Raw genomic sequence first — 15,414 nt, forward strand, 5'->3', positions numbered from 1 at the left:
GGCGCGTCAGGTCAACGGACCAAGCCGTCGGCGGTTCCCGAAAAAAATCCGCCCACCCCCACATCTAGTCCTGCACCGAAAGCCTCCGGCGCCCGATTCCTGTAAGGAATCCGTCACTTTCGCGGGGTCGCCGACCCCCTCCGACCGCAGGAGTCACGGGGGGCGAATCGGCGGTACGCCCTTCTCGGTCCCACACCCCCGCCACCCCACTTTTGCCCGCTGGACCGGCCCCGTGGCGAGGCCCCCGGACGGTGCCCCGAGTCGCCCCACGATGTCAGCCGCAGGATGTCACAGGCGACCTTGCGTGACCTTTCCCGCTCCCTCCGGTTGGATGGGGCGGTTTCGTGCAACGAGGAGAGCTTCCATGCACAAGACGGTGATCGCGACCCTGTCCGCCCTGGCGCTGATGACCGGCGCCGCCGCGGCCCAGACCGGCACCGGCGGCTCCACCCAGGCCCCGAGTTCCCAGGCCCCGAATTCGGTCATCATGGACCAGGGGCAGAGCGCCCGCCCGGCCGGCCCCGCAAGCGGCGCCACAAGCAACGCCACGGGTGGCGCCAGCGTCGAGCATTTGATGAGCCGCACGGTGATCGGCGCCGATGGCGAAAAGGTCGGCAAGGTGTCCGACGTGATCCTCGGCCCGGACGGCAACGCGCAGCTTCTGGTGATCCAGAGCGGCGGCTTCCTCGGCATCGGCGGCAAGGAGATCGCCGCGGACATCGCGCTGGCTGACGTGCTGCCGGGCAACGGCCCGATCACGCTGCGCGACGTCACCCAGGCGAGCGTGCGCGACATGCCGGAGTTCCAGTACAGCGACAGCATGACTTCGCTGAACCGCGGCCCCAAACACAGCGGCGAGTCGAACAAGCAGTAACCATCCGGTGACAAAGCCCCTCTCCCGCCTTGGGAGAGGGGCTTTGCCATTTACGCCTCCACCCCGCGATCGCGCAGGTAGGCGCCCAGCTTGGTGTCCACGCCCAGGATGTGGCCAGACAGCCATTTGGCGAGGAAGCCCAGCACGAAGGCGCCTTTCTCCCCACCCGCGTCCAGCGCGCTGTTCACGTCGTGAAGTTGGCGGACGAAGCTGTCGTGCAGCGCCTTGTGGGCGGTGTAGTCGGGATAGCCGTGCTCGCGCATCAGCGTCTCTTCCCGGTCGAAATGCGTGTCGGTGTAGTCGAGCAGCTCCCTCAGCACGTCCTGGATCTCGCTGTCGGCGCGGAACTCGTTCACCGCGGTGACGAATTCGTTGAACAGCTCGAACAGGCGCTTGTGGTCGGCGTCGATCACCGCGTTCCCGACTCCGAAGCCGTCCTGCCACGCCATCGTCTGCCAGCGCGGATCAGCAAGGTTCGGCTTCATCGTCTTCGGCTGCGTTGTGTTTAATTGCATGACGTTTCCCCCTTCAGGAAACATCCTTATAAGCCGCCGCCCACCCGCCGCCGGGGCGGCAGATGGTCACACTAACAGTATGGTTATAGGATGGCCGGTCAGTTCATCTTCGCCAGAGGCAGATTGACCAGCAGGTTCTGCGGCTTCAGGCGCAGCTTGCGGTCGGCGGTCATCGCCAGGGCCAAATAGACGGGCCGCCCGGCGATGTCGGCGCGCATCGCCGCGGGGTCGGCGAACTCCAGCCGGAACAGCGACAGGATGCGGGCCAGCCGCTCCTCCCCCACCTCGGCCCCGTTGTAGAGGTCGTTGAGGATCGCCGTGGCCTCCCCGTCCAGCCCGACATGCCAGACCCAGCGCTCGTCGCTGATCCGCTGCACGGGATGGATCGACACCGCCACCCCCAGGAAATGCTTCACCCAGCCCTCCAGAACGCGGCACAGCGCGTCGAGACCGGCCGCGGCGAAGGTCACGTCCAGCACGGTGTCGTGCCGCGAGTCGCGCTCCCAATAGCGAGGGTGGTTGGTCTCGTCGAGGATGTCGAGATCGACGGAGCGCGGGGCGGTTCCGGCCTCCACCACCAGCCGGCCCAGGCTGCCGAAGCCGCCGGTCGCGGCCAGCATCTCCACCGTCTCGCTGTCGGCCAGCCGGACGCGCCCATCGTCCACCGACACGGTCTGGGGCCGGAAGAACAGCTCGCCCGCGCGCGCGCGCAGGCCCGACGGCGTGCCGTCCAGAATGTTGCGCAGGATCACATGGGCCATCTGGTCGATGAACAGCCCCGGCACGCCCCGCGCACCCTCGCGGAACAGGCGGAGGTAGCAGCCCTCGATCGTGCCGGCGGCGAGCAGCCGGTCGCGGAAGCCCAGCCAGACCGCCCAGTTCTCCCGCGCGTCCGCGTCGGCCAGCGCCTCCACCATGCCCGGCGGGACGGGGCGGACGGGATCCTCCAACAGCCCGGCGAACAGCGTGTGCTCGGTCTCGCAGGCGTCCTCGGGCGGGCGCATCTCCGGCCGCATCAGATAGGCGCGCAGGAAGTCCGGTGTGACCGCCAGCCAGCCGTCGGCGTCGCGCGTCAGCAGATGGAAGCCGGACTCTTTCCAGAAATCGGACATGGAAGGCAGACCCTTGAACATAGATGCAGGCGCAAAGCGTCCCTCATGTGGGCGCGCGGGCGCCCGCGCCAAGGACCTAGCACAGCCCGGCCTACGGATGCCCGGCTTACATATGTAGGGCGGCCAGGAAGGCGTCGACGTCCGCCCACACCCGGTCGCGGATGTCGTCGCGCTCCATCAGCAGCTCGTGCTTGGCGTCGGAATGCTCCTTCAGCACGGCGTTGCCCAGCCGGGCGGCGGCCAGCCGGTGCGACTCCGCGCGGACGACGGCGTCGGCCGGGGCGCTCAGCAGCAGGATGGGGGTCGTCACCCGCTCCAGCGGGGCGGTGAAGCGGATGTGGTCGGAGGCGCGCAGGGCCGCCCGCACCCAGCCGAAGCTGACCCCGCCCACCCGCAACTCGGGCCGGTCGCGGAAGGCGTCGTGGTAAGTGGCGTAGCGGCGGGGGTCGGAGGTGATCGGGTTGACCGGGGTGAACAGCCCCTCCACCGGGTCGTAATCGTGCTGGCCGAAGGCGTATTCGGCGGCCCGCCCGCGGGCGCACAGGCGTTCGGCCAGCCAGACCGCCATGCGGCGCGGCACCGGGCCGGTGAAGATGTCGAACATCGGCGCCGTCAGCACCGCGGCGTCGCACAGGGCCGGGTTTCGCAGCAGGGCCATCAGGGCGACCAGCCCGCCCATGCTGTGGGCAAGCAGCAGCAGCGGCCCGTGCTGCCGCGGCCTCACCAGCCGCTCCACCACCTCGTCGAGATCGCCGGCCAGCGTGTCGAAGCTGTCCAGGTGATGAATCTGGGGGTTGGGCAGGGGGCGGTCGGACAGCCCCTGGTTGCGCCAGTCGAAGGTGAAGACCTCGAAGCCGCGGGCGAGCATCGCACCCGCCGTCTCGGTGTACTTCTCGATGAACTCCGCCCGACCGGTCAGCAGCAGCGCGGTGCCGCGCGGCGGGGCTTTGGTGGCCGTCCAATGGGCGGTGCGCAGCCGGGTCCCATCCCCCATCGTCACCCAGCCGAACCGTGGCCCCACACCCAGATCCGCCACGCTCACGGCCATTCCTGCGCTCTCCATTGTTCGCCGAACGATTGAAGCATCATCGGGCCGGGTCGGTCCAGCCCAGGGCACGGAGGCGGCGACCCAGTGGAACCCCCGTCCTCCCACGGATGTTGTCCAGGTCCAATGGGAGGTACATTCGAATGCACATGGCGCGTATACTGTCCATGGCGCTCTGCGCCTTGTCCCTGTCCTTGCCTCTGTCCCCCATGGCCGCCCAGGCCCAGCCCTCATCCAAATCGCAAAGCGCCAAGGACGCGTCGGTGCCGCCGATCGCCGTGGAGCGCACGGACGAGGGCGAGCCGGTGATCGTCCATGAGGGCGAGGCGTCCTTCTATGGCGGCTCGTTCCACGGCCGGAAGACGGCCAGCGGCGAGCGCTTCGACCAGAACAAGCCGACCGCCGCCTCGCGTGAGTTGCCGCTGGGCAGCAAGGTCACCGTGACCAACCAGGACAACGGCAAGAGCGTCGACGTCATCGTCAACGACCGTGGCCCCTATGTGGACGGGCGGGTCATCGACCTGTCGAAGAAGGCCGCCAAACAGCTCGACATGATCGAGGACGGCGTGGCCCCCGTGCGCGTCGAGGCCAAGCCGTCCGAACAGCCGACCGAGGCCGTGAAGGAAAAGGTCGAGGCCAAGGCCGAGAAGGCCGACCAGACCCAGGTGGCGGAGCAGCCGGGCTCCCAGAAGAAGGGCAACGGCGCCGCTCTGTCCGGGTCGTCCGGGGCCGGTTCGTCCCGCACCGATCAGCAGAGCGGGTCGGGGTCCGACCGCTAAGCCCCTCCGCGCGACGGACGGGCGGACCTGCCGGCGCGCTGCCCCCGGTCGAAGGCGGCCAGCAGCGCGCCCAGCCCGTCCGACGCCGCATGGCGCGACCACAGGAAGGGGCGCAGCATGTTGCGGGTGCCGAAGCCGTGCACATGCACCGTGCGGCGCCCCAGCGCCTGCAACCCCTCCCGCGCCACGTCCAGCGGATCGGCGGCCCCTGGCAGGGCGTTCAGGGCGAAGCCGGCCCGCTGGCCGAAGGCGGTGCGGGTGGCGCCGGGGCACAGGACCAGCACATCCACCGGCTTGCGCTTCAACTCCGTCGCCAGCGCCTCGCCATAGGCCAGGACGAAGCTCTTGCTGGCGCAGTAGGTCCCGAGGAACGGGATCGGCTGGAAGGCCGCCGTGCTCGACAGCAGGATCAGCCCGGCCCGCCGGCCATCGCGGGCCGCCCGCTCGATCATGCCGGGCAGCAGCGCGCGGGTCAGCACGGTGGTGGCCACCACGTTCAGTTCCACCGTCGTCCGCTCCGCCTCCGGGCTGTTGTGGAGCACCGGCCCGAAGGCTCCGGACCCGGCGTTGTTGATGAGCAGGTCGATCTCCAACGTCTCCGCTTTCTGGATCAGCGCGTTCCGCCCCGCGTCGGTGGTCAAGTCGGTGGCCAGCACCTCCACCCGGCGCCCGGCGGCCTCCAGCTCCGTCTTGGCGGTGTTGAGGGCCTCGGCGTTGCGGGCGGCCAGCAACAGGCCGGTGTCGGCGGACAGGGCGCGGGCGAAGCCGGCGCCGATGCCGGAGGTGCCGCCGGTGACCAGCGCGAAGCGGTGGGGCATGGCTCGGATTCCATCGCGGTTCGGGGGATGAGAGGTGACGGTTGGCTGCGGCGGCGCGAAGTCAAGCCATCCGCCCCCGAGTCGCCGCGCATTCCGCGGTGCAGCAGGCCGAATTGTCAGTGTGCATATTAACTGGGGCCGGTCCGCACTTTTACTGTCACGGAACTGAAATCGCCGAGACCCAGGAAATAGGTGGGAAATAGGCAGGACGCCTCGACTGCCCCCTCTTTCGAAAGAGGTTAGCGGTTTTTTCACTTTTTCAGGCGAGTCGTGTTGCCATCACGTGGTTGCAGTGCATATATCGCATTGCACCATACGTGTTGTCGCACCGCTCTGCCGGTGCTTGATGAAAAGGAACCGCGGTATGGATGATGTTCGCCAAGTCCTGAAGGACAACGAGGGCCACTGCATCGAGGATTTGACCGTCGGCATGACGGCGTCCTTCGCGAAGACGGTTACCGAGGCGGACATCGTGCTGTTCGCCGGCATCTCCGGCGACACCAACCCGGTCCACCTGAACCAGGAATACGCCAGCGGCACCATGTTCCAGGGCCGCATCGCCCACGGCATGCTGAGCGTCAGCTTCATCTCCGCCGTTCTCGGCACCAAGCTGCCGGGTCCGGGCGCCATCTACATGAGCCAGACCGTCCGCTTCAAGGCGCCGGTCCGCGCCGGCGACACGGTGACCGCCCGCGCCACCGTCACCGAGATCATCCCGGAGAAGCGCCGCGCCGTCGTCCGCACGGTCTGCACCGTCGGCGAGACGGTGGTGATCGAGGGCGAGGCCCTGCTGATGGTCCCGTCGCGCGGCTGATCCCGCAGGCAAGCCTTCAATAAGGGCAAGCCTTTAACGATCGAAATGACCTGCCGGTCGCCGGTGCGTAGACCACGCGCCGGCTCCGGTCTATATAAGACGCCCATGGCATGGCCCGCCCCGGCGGGCCGCCATCGTTTCCGGGGGCCGTGCGCGGCCCGCAGACCATCAGGGCGTGACGCATGCGATTGTTCCGACACACCGCCGACCTGCCGGAGGACGCCCGCGGGGCCGTCGTCGCCCTGGGCAACTTCGACGGGGTGCACCGCGGCCATCAGGTGGTGATCGCCACCGCCCAGCGGATCGCCCGCGATCTCGGCGCGCCCTCGGCGGTGATGACCTTCGAGCCGCACCCCCGCTCGGTCTTCCGCCCGGACGACGCCCCCTTCCGCCTGTCGCCCTTCCGCGTCAAGGCCCGCTACATCGAGGCGCTGGGGGTCGACCTGCTGTTCGTCTGCCATTTCGACGAGAGCTTCCTGCACAAGACCGCCGACGCCTTCATCCAGGAGGATCTGGTGGCCGGGCTGGGCGTGCGGCACGTCGTCTGCGGCTACGACTTCCTGTTCGGCCATGGCCGCGGCGGCGACCCCGCCCTGCTGCGGCAGGCCGGCGCGGCCCACGGCTTCGGCGTGACCGAGGTCGGGCCGGTGGCCGACGACGCGGATGGCGTCTATTCCTCCACCCGCGTGCGCGACGCGCTGGTCGCTGGCAACCCGCGCGAGGCCGCCCGGCTGCTCGGCTCCCCCTGGGAGATCGAGGGGCGCGTGGAGCATGGCGACCACAAGGGCCGCACCATCGGCTTTCCCACCGCCAACGTCGAGTTGGCCGACTATCTCCGCCCCGCCTTCGGCGTCTACGCGGTGCGCACCGGGGTGGACCAGGGGTCGGGCACGGTGTGGCGCAACGGCGTCGCCAACCTGGGCCGCCGCCCGACCGTGGGCGGAACGGTGGAGCGGCTGGAGACCCACATCCTCGACTTCGACGGCGACCTCTACGGCCAGCACCTGCGCGTCCAGCTCATCGAGTTCCTGCGGCCGGAGCGCAAGTTCGCCAGCTTCACCGAGCTGAAGGACCAAATCGTCCAGGACGCCGCCGCCGCCCGCGCCGTTCTGGCCAAGGAACCACGGACGGAGGGTTGAGCGATGGACCGCGTGATCCTGCTGCTGTTCATCCTGAACCAGGGCGGCCCGACCACCATCGAGTTCCAAACGATGGAACAATGCAAGGCCGCCGAGCCCGCCATCGTCCAGGCCTACCGCGAGATGACCGGCAACCCGGTGCTGACCCGCTGCATCGCGCTGGCCCTGCCGGGAAAGTGACGGCGCAGGGCAAGCCCGCCCCATTGCGATTCGCACGCTGGGGGGCTACACACGGGGCAGTTTGAGCCTCCCTGGGAGCCGTTAGGCCATGACCACCGCCGCTTTGCCCGACCGGGCCACAATTGCCGCCACCGCCGCGAAGATCCTGCTGGAAATCAAGGCGCTGCATTTCAACGCCGAGACGCCCTTCATCTTCACCTCCGGCTGGGCGAGCCCGGTCTACACCGACTGTCGGCGCATCGTGTCCTTCCCGCGCGCCCGCAAGGCTCTGATGGACTTCGCCGTCCAGACCATCGAGCGCGAGATCGGCTACGAGAGCATCGACGCGGTGGCCGGCGGCGAGACGGCGGGCATCCCCTTCGCCGCCTGGATCGCCGAGCGGCTGGAACTGCCCATGCAGTATGTCCGCAAGAAGCCGAAGGGCTTCGGGCGCAACGCCCAGATCGAGGGTGTGCTGACCGAGGGGCAGCGGGTCATCCTGGTCGAGGACCTCGCCACCGACGGCAAGAGCAAGGAGAACTTCGTCACGGCGCTGCGCAACGGCGGCGCCACCGTGACCGACAGCTTCGTGATCTTCCATTACGGCATCTTCCCGCAGTCGAAGACCAACATGGACCGCATCGGCGTCCGCCTGCACGAGCTGTGCACCTGGTGGGACGTGTTGAAGGTCGCCCGCGAGAACCAATACTTCGACGAGAACACCCTGTCGGAGGTCGAGAAGTTCCTGAACGACCCGGTCACCTGGTCGGCCGCCCACGGCGGCAAGGCCAGCTTCGACTGACGCACCCGGAGGCGCCGCGCCTTGACCGCACCGCCCACACCGCTAATATCCCGCGCGATGCTGCATCCGGCGTGGGTCATGGCGCGTATGGCGCGAATTACCAACCCGGCCTCCTGAGGGGGGCCGGGACCGCCTCGTTTGTGCGTGCGTCGGGGGCCTGACCGCTGCCGCCCGACGGTTCTGCTTCAGGTTCAGGATATCCCCGACATGACCCGCGACTACAAGTCCACCGTCTTCCTGCCCCGCACCGACTTCCCCATGCGCGGCGGCCTGCCCACCAAGGAGCCGGAGCTGCTGAAGCGCTGGGAGGACATGGGCCTCTTCCAGCGGCTGCGCGAGACGGCGAAGGGCCGTGAGAAGTTCGTCCTGCACGACGGCCCGCCCTATGCCAACGGCAACATCCACATCGGCCACGCCGTCAACAAGGTGCTGAAGGACGTCATCGTCCGCTCGCGCCAGATGCAGGGCTTCGACTCCAACTACGTCCCCGGCTGGGACTGCCACGGCCTGCCCATCGAGTGGAAGATCGAGGAGAAGTACCGCGCCGAGGGCAAGGACAAGGACGAGGTTCCGCTCAACCAGTTCCGCGCCGAGTGCCGCCAGTTCGCCCAGAAATGGGTGGACATCCAGGCCGGCGAGTTCCGCCGCCTGGGCGTCGAGGGCAACTGGGCCGACCCGTACCTGACCATGACGCTGCCCGCCGAGGCGCAGATCGTCCGCGAGATCCACAAGTTCGCCATGAACGGCGGCCTCTACAAGGGCGCCAAGCCGGTCATGTGGTCGGTGGTGGAGAAGACCGCGCTGGCCGAGGCGGAGATCGAATACCACGACCACACCTCGACCACCGTCTTCGCGCGCTTCGCCATCTGGGGCTCGCCGGCGCCGGAGGTCGACGACGCCAACATCGTCATCTGGACGACCACCCCCTGGACCCTGCCGGGCAACCGCGCCATCGCCTTCGGCGACGAGATCGAATACGCGACCTACAAGGTGCTGGCGGTCGAGGAGGGCAGCCTCGCCGAGGTCGGCGAGCGGCTGGTCGTCGCCACCGCGCTGGCCGAGAGCGTCTTCAAGGAAACCAAGATCACGGACGCGCGGCTGCTGCACCGCTTCCCCGGCTCGCGTCTGGCCGGCGGCTACTGCCACCACCCGCTGACCCGCAGCGGCTACGACTTCAAGGTGCCGCTGCTGGCCGGCGACTTCGTGACGACCGACGCCGGCACCGGCTTCGTCCACATCGCGCCGGGCCACGGCGAAGACGACTTCCATCTCGGTCAGGCCAACGGCATCGAGGTGCCGCAGACGGTCGGCGAGGATGGGCGCTACTACGACCACGTCCCGCTGTTCGCCGGCCTGCGCGTCTACACCGCCGAAGGCAAGCCGGGCGAGGCCAACGGCGCCGTGCTGAAGGCCTTCCAGGAGGTCGGGGCTCTGCTCGCCAAGGGCCGGATCAAGCACAGCTACCCGCATTCCTGGCGGTCGAAGGCCCCGCTGATCTTCCGCACCACGCCGCAGTGGTTCATCTCCATGGAGACGAACGACCTGCGCAAGACGGCGCTGCAGGCGATCGCCGACACGACGTGGTTCCCGGCCCAGGGAGAGAACCGCATCCGCGCGATGATCGAGCAGCGCCCGGACTGGTGCATCAGCCGCCAGCGCGCCTGGGGCGTGCCGATCGCCCTGTTCGTCCGCAAGGACAACGGCGCGATCCTGCGCGACGCCGAGGTGTTCAACCGCATCGCCGACATCTTCGAGAAGGAAGGCTCCGACGCGTGGTTCGCCCGCCCGGCGCAGGACTTCCTCGGCAACGCCTACCGCGCCGACGATTACGAGCAGGTCAAGGACATCGTGGACGTGTGGTTCGAGTCCGGCTCGACCCACGCCTTCGTGCTGGAGCAGCGGCCGGAGCTGAAGTGGCCGGCCTCGCTGTACCTTGAAGGTTCCGACCAGCACCGCGGCTGGTTCCACTCCTCTCTGCTGGAAAGCTGCGGCACGCGTGGCCGGGCGCCCTACGACGCGGTGCTGACGCACGGCTTCACGCTCGACGAGCAGGGCCGCAAGATGTCCAAGTCGCTGGGCAACGTGGTCGCCCCGCAGGAGGTCTGCGACAAATACGGCGCCGACATCCTGCGCCTCTGGGTGGTCAGCACCGACTACACCGAGGATCAGCGCATCGGTCCGGAGATCATCAAGTACCAGGCCGACCACTACCGCCGCCTGCGCAACACGCTGCGCTACATCCTCGGCGCGCTGGCCGACTACACCCCGGCGGAGCGCATCGCCGTCGCCGAGATGCCGGAGCTGGAGCGCTGGGTCCTGCACCGCCTGTCGGAACTGGACGCCCTGGTCCGCGCCAAGATCGAAGCCTACGACTTCCATGACCTGTCGGTGGCGATCCACAATTTCTGCGCCGTGGAGCTGTCGGCCTTCTACTTCGACGTCCGCAAGGACAGCCTCTACTGCGACGCGCCGGGCTCGGTCCGCCGCCGCTCGGTCCGCACGGTGATGGAGCATCTGCTCTCCACCCTGACCGCGTGGCTGGCCCCGATCCTCTGCTTCACCGCGGAAGAGGCGTGGCTCGCCCGTCCCGAGGGCCTGACCGGCACCGAGGGCTGGAACGAGGAGAGCGTCCATCTGCGCGTCTTCCCGGCCATCCCGGCGGAGTGGCGCGACGACGATCTCGCCGCCAAGTGGGAGTCCATCCGCACCGTCCGCCGCACCGTCACCGGAGCGCTGGAGCTGGAGCGGGCCAACAAGAAGATCGGTTCGTCCCTGCAGGCCAACCCGACCGTCTTCGTGGACGCGGCGACCAAGGCATTGCTCGACGGCGTGGACTTCGCCGAGATCTGCATCACCTCGCAGATCACGGTGGCGGAGGGCACGGCCCCCGAGGGGGCGTTCGTCCTGCCCGACGTGGCCGGCATCGCGGTGGTGCCCGGACTCGCCGAAGGGGGCAAGTGCGAGCGCTGCTGGAAGATCCTTCCGGAGGTCGGCACGAACGCCGCACACCCGACGCTGTGCCTCCGTTGCGCCGAAGCCGTGGACGCGGAACCGGCGTTCTGATTGGGCTTGGTGGTTGAGTCGGGCCCCCACCCAACCCTCCCCCGCTGCGCAGGGGAGGGCTTCGTCTCCTCCCCCTGCGCAGCGGGGGGAGGTCGGGAGGGGGGCCCGGCGCGACCACCCCACCCCACCATTCCCTCGGAGCACCCCATGAGCAGCCTCTCCACGTCCGGCAGCCGCGGCTACACGGTCTTCGGCCTGTCCGTCGCCGCGCTGGTGGTGGTCCTCGACCAGCTCACCAAATGGTGGATCCTCGACGTGGTCATGCAGCCCTATCCACGGGTCATCGAGGTCACGCCCTTCTTCAACCTCGTGCTGGCCTGGAACACCGGGGTCAGCTTCGGCACCTTCGGCAGCTCCCACGCCTGGATGCCCTATGTGCTGGCCGCGGTGGCCTTCGCCATCGTGGTGGCGCTGCTGCTGTGGCTGCGGCAGGCCGACCGGCGCTACCTCGCGCTGGCGTTGGGAATGGTCATCGGCGGGGCCATCGGCAATGTGATCGACCGCTTCCTCTACGGGGCCGTCGCCGATTTCCTCGATTTCCACATCGGGGGGTGGCATTTCTGGGCCTTCAACGTGGCAGACAGCGGAATCAGCGTCGGCGTGGCGCTTCTCGTGCTGGATGGGCTGTTCGCCGGCCGCGAAAAGTCGTAATAGTTCACGCGACGGAGCCGCTATAAGGGACGCGGCCCGACGACAAGCGGCCTGACGACTAGACGACGGGACTCGAACGTGACCATGCTTTCCTTCGCCTCCTCCATCGCGCGGCGCTCCACCCGTTCCCTGGGGCGGGGCCCGCTGCTGGGCTTGGCGCTCGTCGCGCTGGCGCTCACCGGATGCACCGACGTCCGCCGCTCCATCGGCCTCGACCGCACGAGCCCGGACGAGTTCACGGTCGTGTCCCGCGCGCCGCTGACCATGCCGCCGAGCCTCGCCCGCCTGCCGGAGCCGCGCCCCGGCGCGGCGCGCCCGCAAGACGCCACGTCGGCCGCGGTGGCCGCCGCCTCGGTCTTCGGCGGCTCCTCGCGCGCCGCCGCCACTGCCACCGCCGGACACACGGCGGGCGAGTCGGCGCTGATCGCCCAGGCCGGCGCCAAGGGCGGCATCGAGCCGGGCATCCGGAACAAGGTCGATCAGGAAACGACCCAGCTCGTCGTCGCCGACAAGAGCTGGATCGACTCCCTGCTGTTCTGGCAGACGCAGGAGCAGCCCTACGAGGTCGTCGATCCGAAGAAGGAGAACCAGCGTCTGCGCGAGGCCCAGGCCACCGGCAAGGCGCTGAACGACGGCACCGTCCCGACCATCGAACGCAAGCGCCGGGCGCCGCTGGAAGGGCTGTTCTAAGCCGCGTCCAGAGCCCCGGTTCAGGACCCCAACTCGGGGCATTGTTCCGGGCGCTTCGCCGCACCAGTATCTAGGGGGCGTTCCCAGACGGGGACGCCCCCTTTTGCATTCCCGTCCCCTTTGCTCCCAACGAGAGGCCCATGCTCCCCAACGGCCCCACCGCTCCCCACCCTGGAAACGGCCCTGGCGCCGGCTCGCCGCCGCCGGCGTCCTGGCCTTCGCCCTGGCCGGCGCCGTCCCCGCCGCCACCCCGGCCTTCGCCGCCGAGAAGGGCGTCTTCTTCCCGGAGACCTTCACCCTGTCCAACGGCATGCAGGTCGTGCTGGTGACCAACCAGCGCGTGCCGGTGGTCACCCACATGGTCTGGTACAAGGTGGGCGCGGCGGACGAGCCGCGCGGCGTGTCGGGCATCGCCCATTTCCTGGAGCATCTGATGTTCAAGGGGACGGAGGAGGTTCCGCCCGGCGCCTTCTCGCGCATCGTCGCCAAGAACGGGGGGCGCGACAACGCCTTCACCTCCTGGGACTACACGGCCTATTTCCAGAACGTGGCGCGCGACCGGCTGGAGCTGGTGATGAAGATGGAGGCCGACCGCATGTCGAACCTCCGCCTCACCGATCAGCTCGTCTATCCGGAGCGCGACGTCATCATCGAGGAGCGCCGCCAGCGCATCGAGAACGAGCCCGCCGACCGCATCGGCGAGCAGGTCAACGCCACCCTCTACGTCCACCACCCCTACGGCACGCCGATCATTGGCTGGCCGCAGGAGATGGCCACCCTGACGCGGGAGGAGGCGGAGTCCTTCTACAAGAGCTGGTACGCGCCCAACAACGCCGTCTTGGTGGTGTCCGGCGACGTGACGGCGGAGGAGTTGAAGCCGCTCGCCGAGAAATACTACGGCGGCATCCCCACCCGCCCGGTGCCCGAGCGCGTCCGTGTCCAGGAACCGCCGATCAGCGCCGCCCGCCGCGTCATCCTGCGCGACGACGAGGTGCGCCAGCCCTCGATCCGCCGCAACTGGCTCGCCCCCTCCTACCGCACCGACAAGGAGGGCTACGCCTACCCGCTCCAGGTACTGTCGGAGATCATGAGCGGCGGCCCGACCTCCCGCCTCTACCGCAGCCTCGTCGTCGACCAGCGCATCGCCACCTCGGCCTGGCTGGGCTACAGCCCGTCGTCCTGGGACATGACCTCGCTGGCGGCGGGCGCCTCGCCGGCCCCCGGCGTGACCATGGAGAAGCTGGAAGCGGCACTGGAGGCCGACATCCGGACGCTCGTCGAGAAGGGCGTGACGGAGGAGGAGGTGACCACTGCCAAGAAGCGCATGCTGGCCGAGGCCGCCTACGCCCGCGACAGCCTGACCGGCCCGGCCCAGACGCTGGGCGCCGCCATCGCCACCGGCCAGAGCATCGACGACGTGGAGAACTGGCCGGTGCGCATCGACGCGGTGACCGCCGATCAGGTCAACGCCGCCGCCCGCGCCGTTCTGGGCCAGACCAACCACGTCACCGGCCTTCTGCTGCCGCTCCAGGACAAGGGAAGCTGAGATGATCGTCCTATCCAAGCGCCTCATGTCCAAGCGCGTCTTCGGCGCCTGTCTTTTCCTTTTCGCCTTCGCCATCACCACTCCGGCAGCCGCCATCGAGATCAAGCGGGTGGTCAGCCCCGGCGGGATCGAGGCGTGGCTGGTTGAGGACCACAAGGTCCCCATCATCGCCCTGGAATGGGCCTTCGAAGGGGCCGGGGCGTCCGACCCCAAGGGCAAGGAGGGCCTCGCCAACCTCGCCGCCCGCACGCTGGACGAGGGCGCCGGCCCCTATGACAGCCAGGCCTTCGCCGCGCGGCTTCAGGACAACGCCATCGCGCTGGGCTACGACGCCGGACGCGACGGCTTCGGCGGCAGCCTGCGCACGCTGAGCGACCGCCGCGACGAGGCGTTCGAGCTGACCCGCCTGTCGCTGGCCGAGCCGCGCTTCGACGCGGAGGCGGTGGAGCGCATGCGCGCCGCCGTGCTGTCCAGCCTGCGCCGCGATCAGGCCGATCCCAACTACGTCGGACGGCGGCTGTTCTATTCCACCGCCTACCCCGGCCACCCCTACGGCGACGAGATCCGCGGCACGCTGGAATCGCTGCCGACGATCACCCCGGACGACCTGCGCGGCTTCGTGAAGGACGGCTTCGGCCGCGACCGGCTGGTCGTCGCCGCGGCGGGCGACATCAGCCCGGAGGATCTGGGCCGCGCGCTCGACCATGTGTTCGGCGGCCTGCCGGCCACCTCCGCGAACGCCGCCATCCCCGACATCGAGCCGAAGGGGCTGGGCGAAACGCTGGTCGCCACCCGCCCGACCGCGCAAACCGTCATGCTGATGGGCCAGACCGGGCTCAAGCGCGCCGACCCCGACTGGTACGCGGCGACCGTGATGAACTACGTCCTGGGCGGCGGCGGCTTCGGCTCCCGCCTGATGGAGGAGGTTCGGGAAAAGCGCGGCCTCAGTTACGGCGTCTACAGCTACCTGATCCCGATGGAGCATTCCGCGCTGGTGATGGCCGGCGGCAACACGGTGAACGCCAAGGCCGGTCAGGCGCTGGACATCATGCGCCAGGAATGGAAGCGCATGGCCGACGAGGGCGTGACGGAGGAGGAACTGGCCGACGCCAAGACGTACCTCACCGGCAGCTTCCCGCTGCAGCTCAGCAGCACCCAGGCGATCGCAGGCATCCTGCTTCAGGTCAAGCGCGACGAGTTGGGCATCGACTATCTCGACCGCCGCGACGCCTTCATCAACGGCGTCACCCAGGCCGACGTGCAGCGCGTCGCCAAGCGGCTGCTCGACCCCAACCGGCTGCTGACCGTGCTGGTCGGCCGTCCGGAGGGCGTGACCGCGACGCGGACGATCGACGGGGGGAGCTGAGGAACGTTGTTTCGACGAGCCCCCCTCCCGACCTCCCCCCG

15 protein-coding genes are annotated in these 15,414 nt (G+C 69.0%); 11 read left to right on the forward strand and 4 right to left on the reverse strand.

The window, feature by feature from the left end:
- The first annotated feature begins 364 nt into the window (after window positions 1–364).
- Entirely contained in the window at window positions 365–874 is a 510-nt protein-coding gene (locus Sp245p_RS12095) for a PRC-barrel domain-containing protein (RefSeq protein ID WP_014239686.1), read from the forward strand.
- 50 nt (window positions 875–924) lie between these two features.
- Here Sp245p_RS12095 and Sp245p_RS12100 read toward each other — a convergent pair whose 3' ends face one another.
- The 3 genes from Sp245p_RS12100 to Sp245p_RS12110 form a co-directional block, all read right to left on the reverse strand.
- Window positions 925–1,389: a bacteriohemerythrin gene (locus Sp245p_RS12100; protein ID WP_165359971.1), complete on the reverse strand. Its 465-nt coding sequence runs from the start codon at window positions 1,387–1,389 to the stop codon at window positions 925–927.
- A 98-nt stretch (window positions 1,390–1,487) separates the two neighbouring features.
- A complete protein-coding gene (locus Sp245p_RS12105) occupies window positions 1,488–2,501 on the reverse strand; it encodes a DUF6352 family protein (RefSeq protein ID WP_041811556.1) in 1,014 nt (337 codons plus the stop codon).
- A gap of 106 nt (window positions 2,502–2,607) precedes the next feature.
- Complete coding sequence (locus tag Sp245p_RS12110; RefSeq protein WP_014239683.1) at window positions 2,608–3,549, reverse strand: alpha/beta fold hydrolase; 942 nt, start codon at window positions 3,547–3,549, stop codon at window positions 2,608–2,610.
- A 140-nt stretch (window positions 3,550–3,689) separates the two neighbouring features.
- On the opposite strand from Sp245p_RS12110, the gene Sp245p_RS12115 reads away from it, so the two are divergent.
- On the forward strand, window positions 3,690–4,325 hold the full coding sequence (locus Sp245p_RS12115; RefSeq protein ID WP_014239681.1) for a septal ring lytic transglycosylase RlpA family protein: 636 nt from the start codon (window positions 3,690–3,692) through the stop codon (window positions 4,323–4,325).
- Here the strand turns inward: Sp245p_RS12115 and Sp245p_RS12120 are convergent.
- On the reverse strand, window positions 4,322–5,143 hold the full coding sequence (locus Sp245p_RS12120) for an SDR family NAD(P)-dependent oxidoreductase (RefSeq protein WP_014239680.1): 822 nt from the start codon (window positions 5,141–5,143) through the stop codon (window positions 4,322–4,324). The genes Sp245p_RS12115 and Sp245p_RS12120 overlap by 4 nt on opposite strands.
- A 364-nt stretch (window positions 5,144–5,507) precedes the next feature.
- On the opposite strand from Sp245p_RS12120, the gene Sp245p_RS12125 reads away from it, so the two are divergent.
- The 9 genes from Sp245p_RS12125 (at window position 5,508) to Sp245p_RS12165 (ending at window position 15,373) form a co-directional block, all read left to right on the forward strand.
- Window positions 5,508–5,957 (forward strand): MaoC family dehydratase, encoded by a 450-nt coding sequence (locus tag Sp245p_RS12125; RefSeq protein WP_014239679.1) that lies wholly within the window; start codon window positions 5,508–5,510, stop codon window positions 5,955–5,957.
- Between the two features lie 182 nt (window positions 5,958–6,139).
- Window positions 6,140–7,096 carry a bifunctional riboflavin kinase/FAD synthetase gene (locus tag Sp245p_RS12130; RefSeq protein WP_014239677.1) on the forward strand — a complete coding sequence of 319 codons (957 nt, stop codon included), beginning with the start codon at window positions 6,140–6,142 and terminating at the stop codon, window positions 7,094–7,096.
- Window positions 7,097–7,099: 3 nt separating this feature from the next.
- Complete coding sequence (locus tag Sp245p_RS34880; RefSeq protein ID WP_014239676.1) at window positions 7,100–7,276, forward strand: hypothetical protein; 177 nt, start codon at window positions 7,100–7,102, stop codon at window positions 7,274–7,276.
- 88 nt (window positions 7,277–7,364) lie between these two features.
- Window positions 7,365–8,057, forward strand: a complete 693-nt coding sequence (locus tag Sp245p_RS12135; protein WP_014239675.1) for an orotate phosphoribosyltransferase — start codon at window positions 7,365–7,367, stop codon at window positions 8,055–8,057.
- 207 nt (window positions 8,058–8,264) lie between these two features.
- The gene (gene ileS, locus Sp245p_RS12140) at window positions 8,265–11,120 is read left to right on the forward strand and encodes an isoleucine--tRNA ligase (RefSeq protein ID WP_014239674.1); all 2,856 of its coding nucleotides are present in this window, start codon (window positions 8,265–8,267) and stop codon (window positions 11,118–11,120) included.
- A 147-nt stretch (window positions 11,121–11,267) separates the two neighbouring features.
- Entirely contained in the window at window positions 11,268–11,771 is a 504-nt protein-coding gene (lspA, locus tag Sp245p_RS12145) for a signal peptidase II (protein ID WP_014239673.1), read from the forward strand.
- Between the two features lie 84 nt (window positions 11,772–11,855).
- Window positions 11,856–12,461, forward strand: coding sequence for a DUF3035 domain-containing protein (locus Sp245p_RS12150; RefSeq protein ID WP_052584234.1), 606 nt, complete (start codon window positions 11,856–11,858; stop codon window positions 12,459–12,461).
- A 103-nt stretch (window positions 12,462–12,564) separates the two neighbouring features.
- The gene (locus tag Sp245p_RS12160; protein ID WP_342799409.1) at window positions 12,565–14,007 is read left to right on the forward strand and encodes a M16 family metallopeptidase; all 1,443 of its coding nucleotides are present in this window, start codon (window positions 12,565–12,567) and stop codon (window positions 14,005–14,007) included.
- Between the two features lies 1 nt (window position 14,008).
- Window positions 14,009–15,373 (forward strand): M16 family metallopeptidase, encoded by a 1,365-nt coding sequence (locus Sp245p_RS12165; RefSeq protein WP_014239670.1) that lies wholly within the window; start codon window positions 14,009–14,011, stop codon window positions 15,371–15,373.
- The last annotated feature ends 41 nt before the right edge of the window (window positions 15,374–15,414 follow it).

It is taken from the genome of Azospirillum baldaniorum (assembly GCF_003119195.2).
Taxonomy (GTDB): Bacteria; Pseudomonadota; Alphaproteobacteria; order Azospirillales; family Azospirillaceae; genus Azospirillum; species Azospirillum baldaniorum.

Excerpts from the sequence above, each read along its gene's own strand:
- Sp245p_RS12120 (WP_014239680.1), bottom strand. The coding sequence starts at position 5,143 with ATGCCCCACCGCTTCGCGCTGGTCACCGGCGGCACCTCCGGCATCGGC.
- Sp245p_RS12165 (WP_014239670.1), top strand. The coding sequence starts at position 14,009 with ATGATCGTCCTATCCAAGCGCCTCATGTCCAAGCGCGTCTTCGGCGCC.
- Sp245p_RS12105 (WP_041811556.1), bottom strand. The coding sequence starts at position 2,501 with ATGTCCGATTTCTGGAAAGAGTCCGGCTTCCATCTGCTGACGCGCGAC.
- Sp245p_RS12125 (WP_014239679.1), top strand. The coding sequence starts at position 5,508 with ATGGATGATGTTCGCCAAGTCCTGAAGGACAACGAGGGCCACTGCATC.
- Sp245p_RS34880 (WP_014239676.1), top strand. The coding sequence starts at position 7,100 with ATGGACCGCGTGATCCTGCTGCTGTTCATCCTGAACCAGGGCGGCCCG.
- Sp245p_RS12135 (WP_014239675.1), top strand. The coding sequence starts at position 7,365 with ATGACCACCGCCGCTTTGCCCGACCGGGCCACAATTGCCGCCACCGCC.
- Sp245p_RS12110 (WP_014239683.1), bottom strand. The coding sequence starts at position 3,549 with ATGGCCGTGAGCGTGGCGGATCTGGGTGTGGGGCCACGGTTCGGCTGG.
- lspA (WP_014239673.1), top strand. The coding sequence starts at position 11,268 with ATGAGCAGCCTCTCCACGTCCGGCAGCCGCGGCTACACGGTCTTCGGC.
- Sp245p_RS12150 (WP_052584234.1), top strand. The coding sequence starts at position 11,856 with ATGCTTTCCTTCGCCTCCTCCATCGCGCGGCGCTCCACCCGTTCCCTG.
- Sp245p_RS12115 (WP_014239681.1), top strand. The coding sequence starts at position 3,690 with ATGCACATGGCGCGTATACTGTCCATGGCGCTCTGCGCCTTGTCCCTG.
- Sp245p_RS12100 (WP_165359971.1), bottom strand. The coding sequence starts at position 1,389 with ATGCAATTAAACACAACGCAGCCGAAGACGATGAAGCCGAACCTTGCT.
- ileS (WP_014239674.1), top strand. The coding sequence starts at position 8,265 with ATGACCCGCGACTACAAGTCCACCGTCTTCCTGCCCCGCACCGACTTC.
- Sp245p_RS12095 (WP_014239686.1), top strand. The coding sequence starts at position 365 with ATGCACAAGACGGTGATCGCGACCCTGTCCGCCCTGGCGCTGATGACC.
- Sp245p_RS12130 (WP_014239677.1), top strand. The coding sequence starts at position 6,140 with ATGCGATTGTTCCGACACACCGCCGACCTGCCGGAGGACGCCCGCGGG.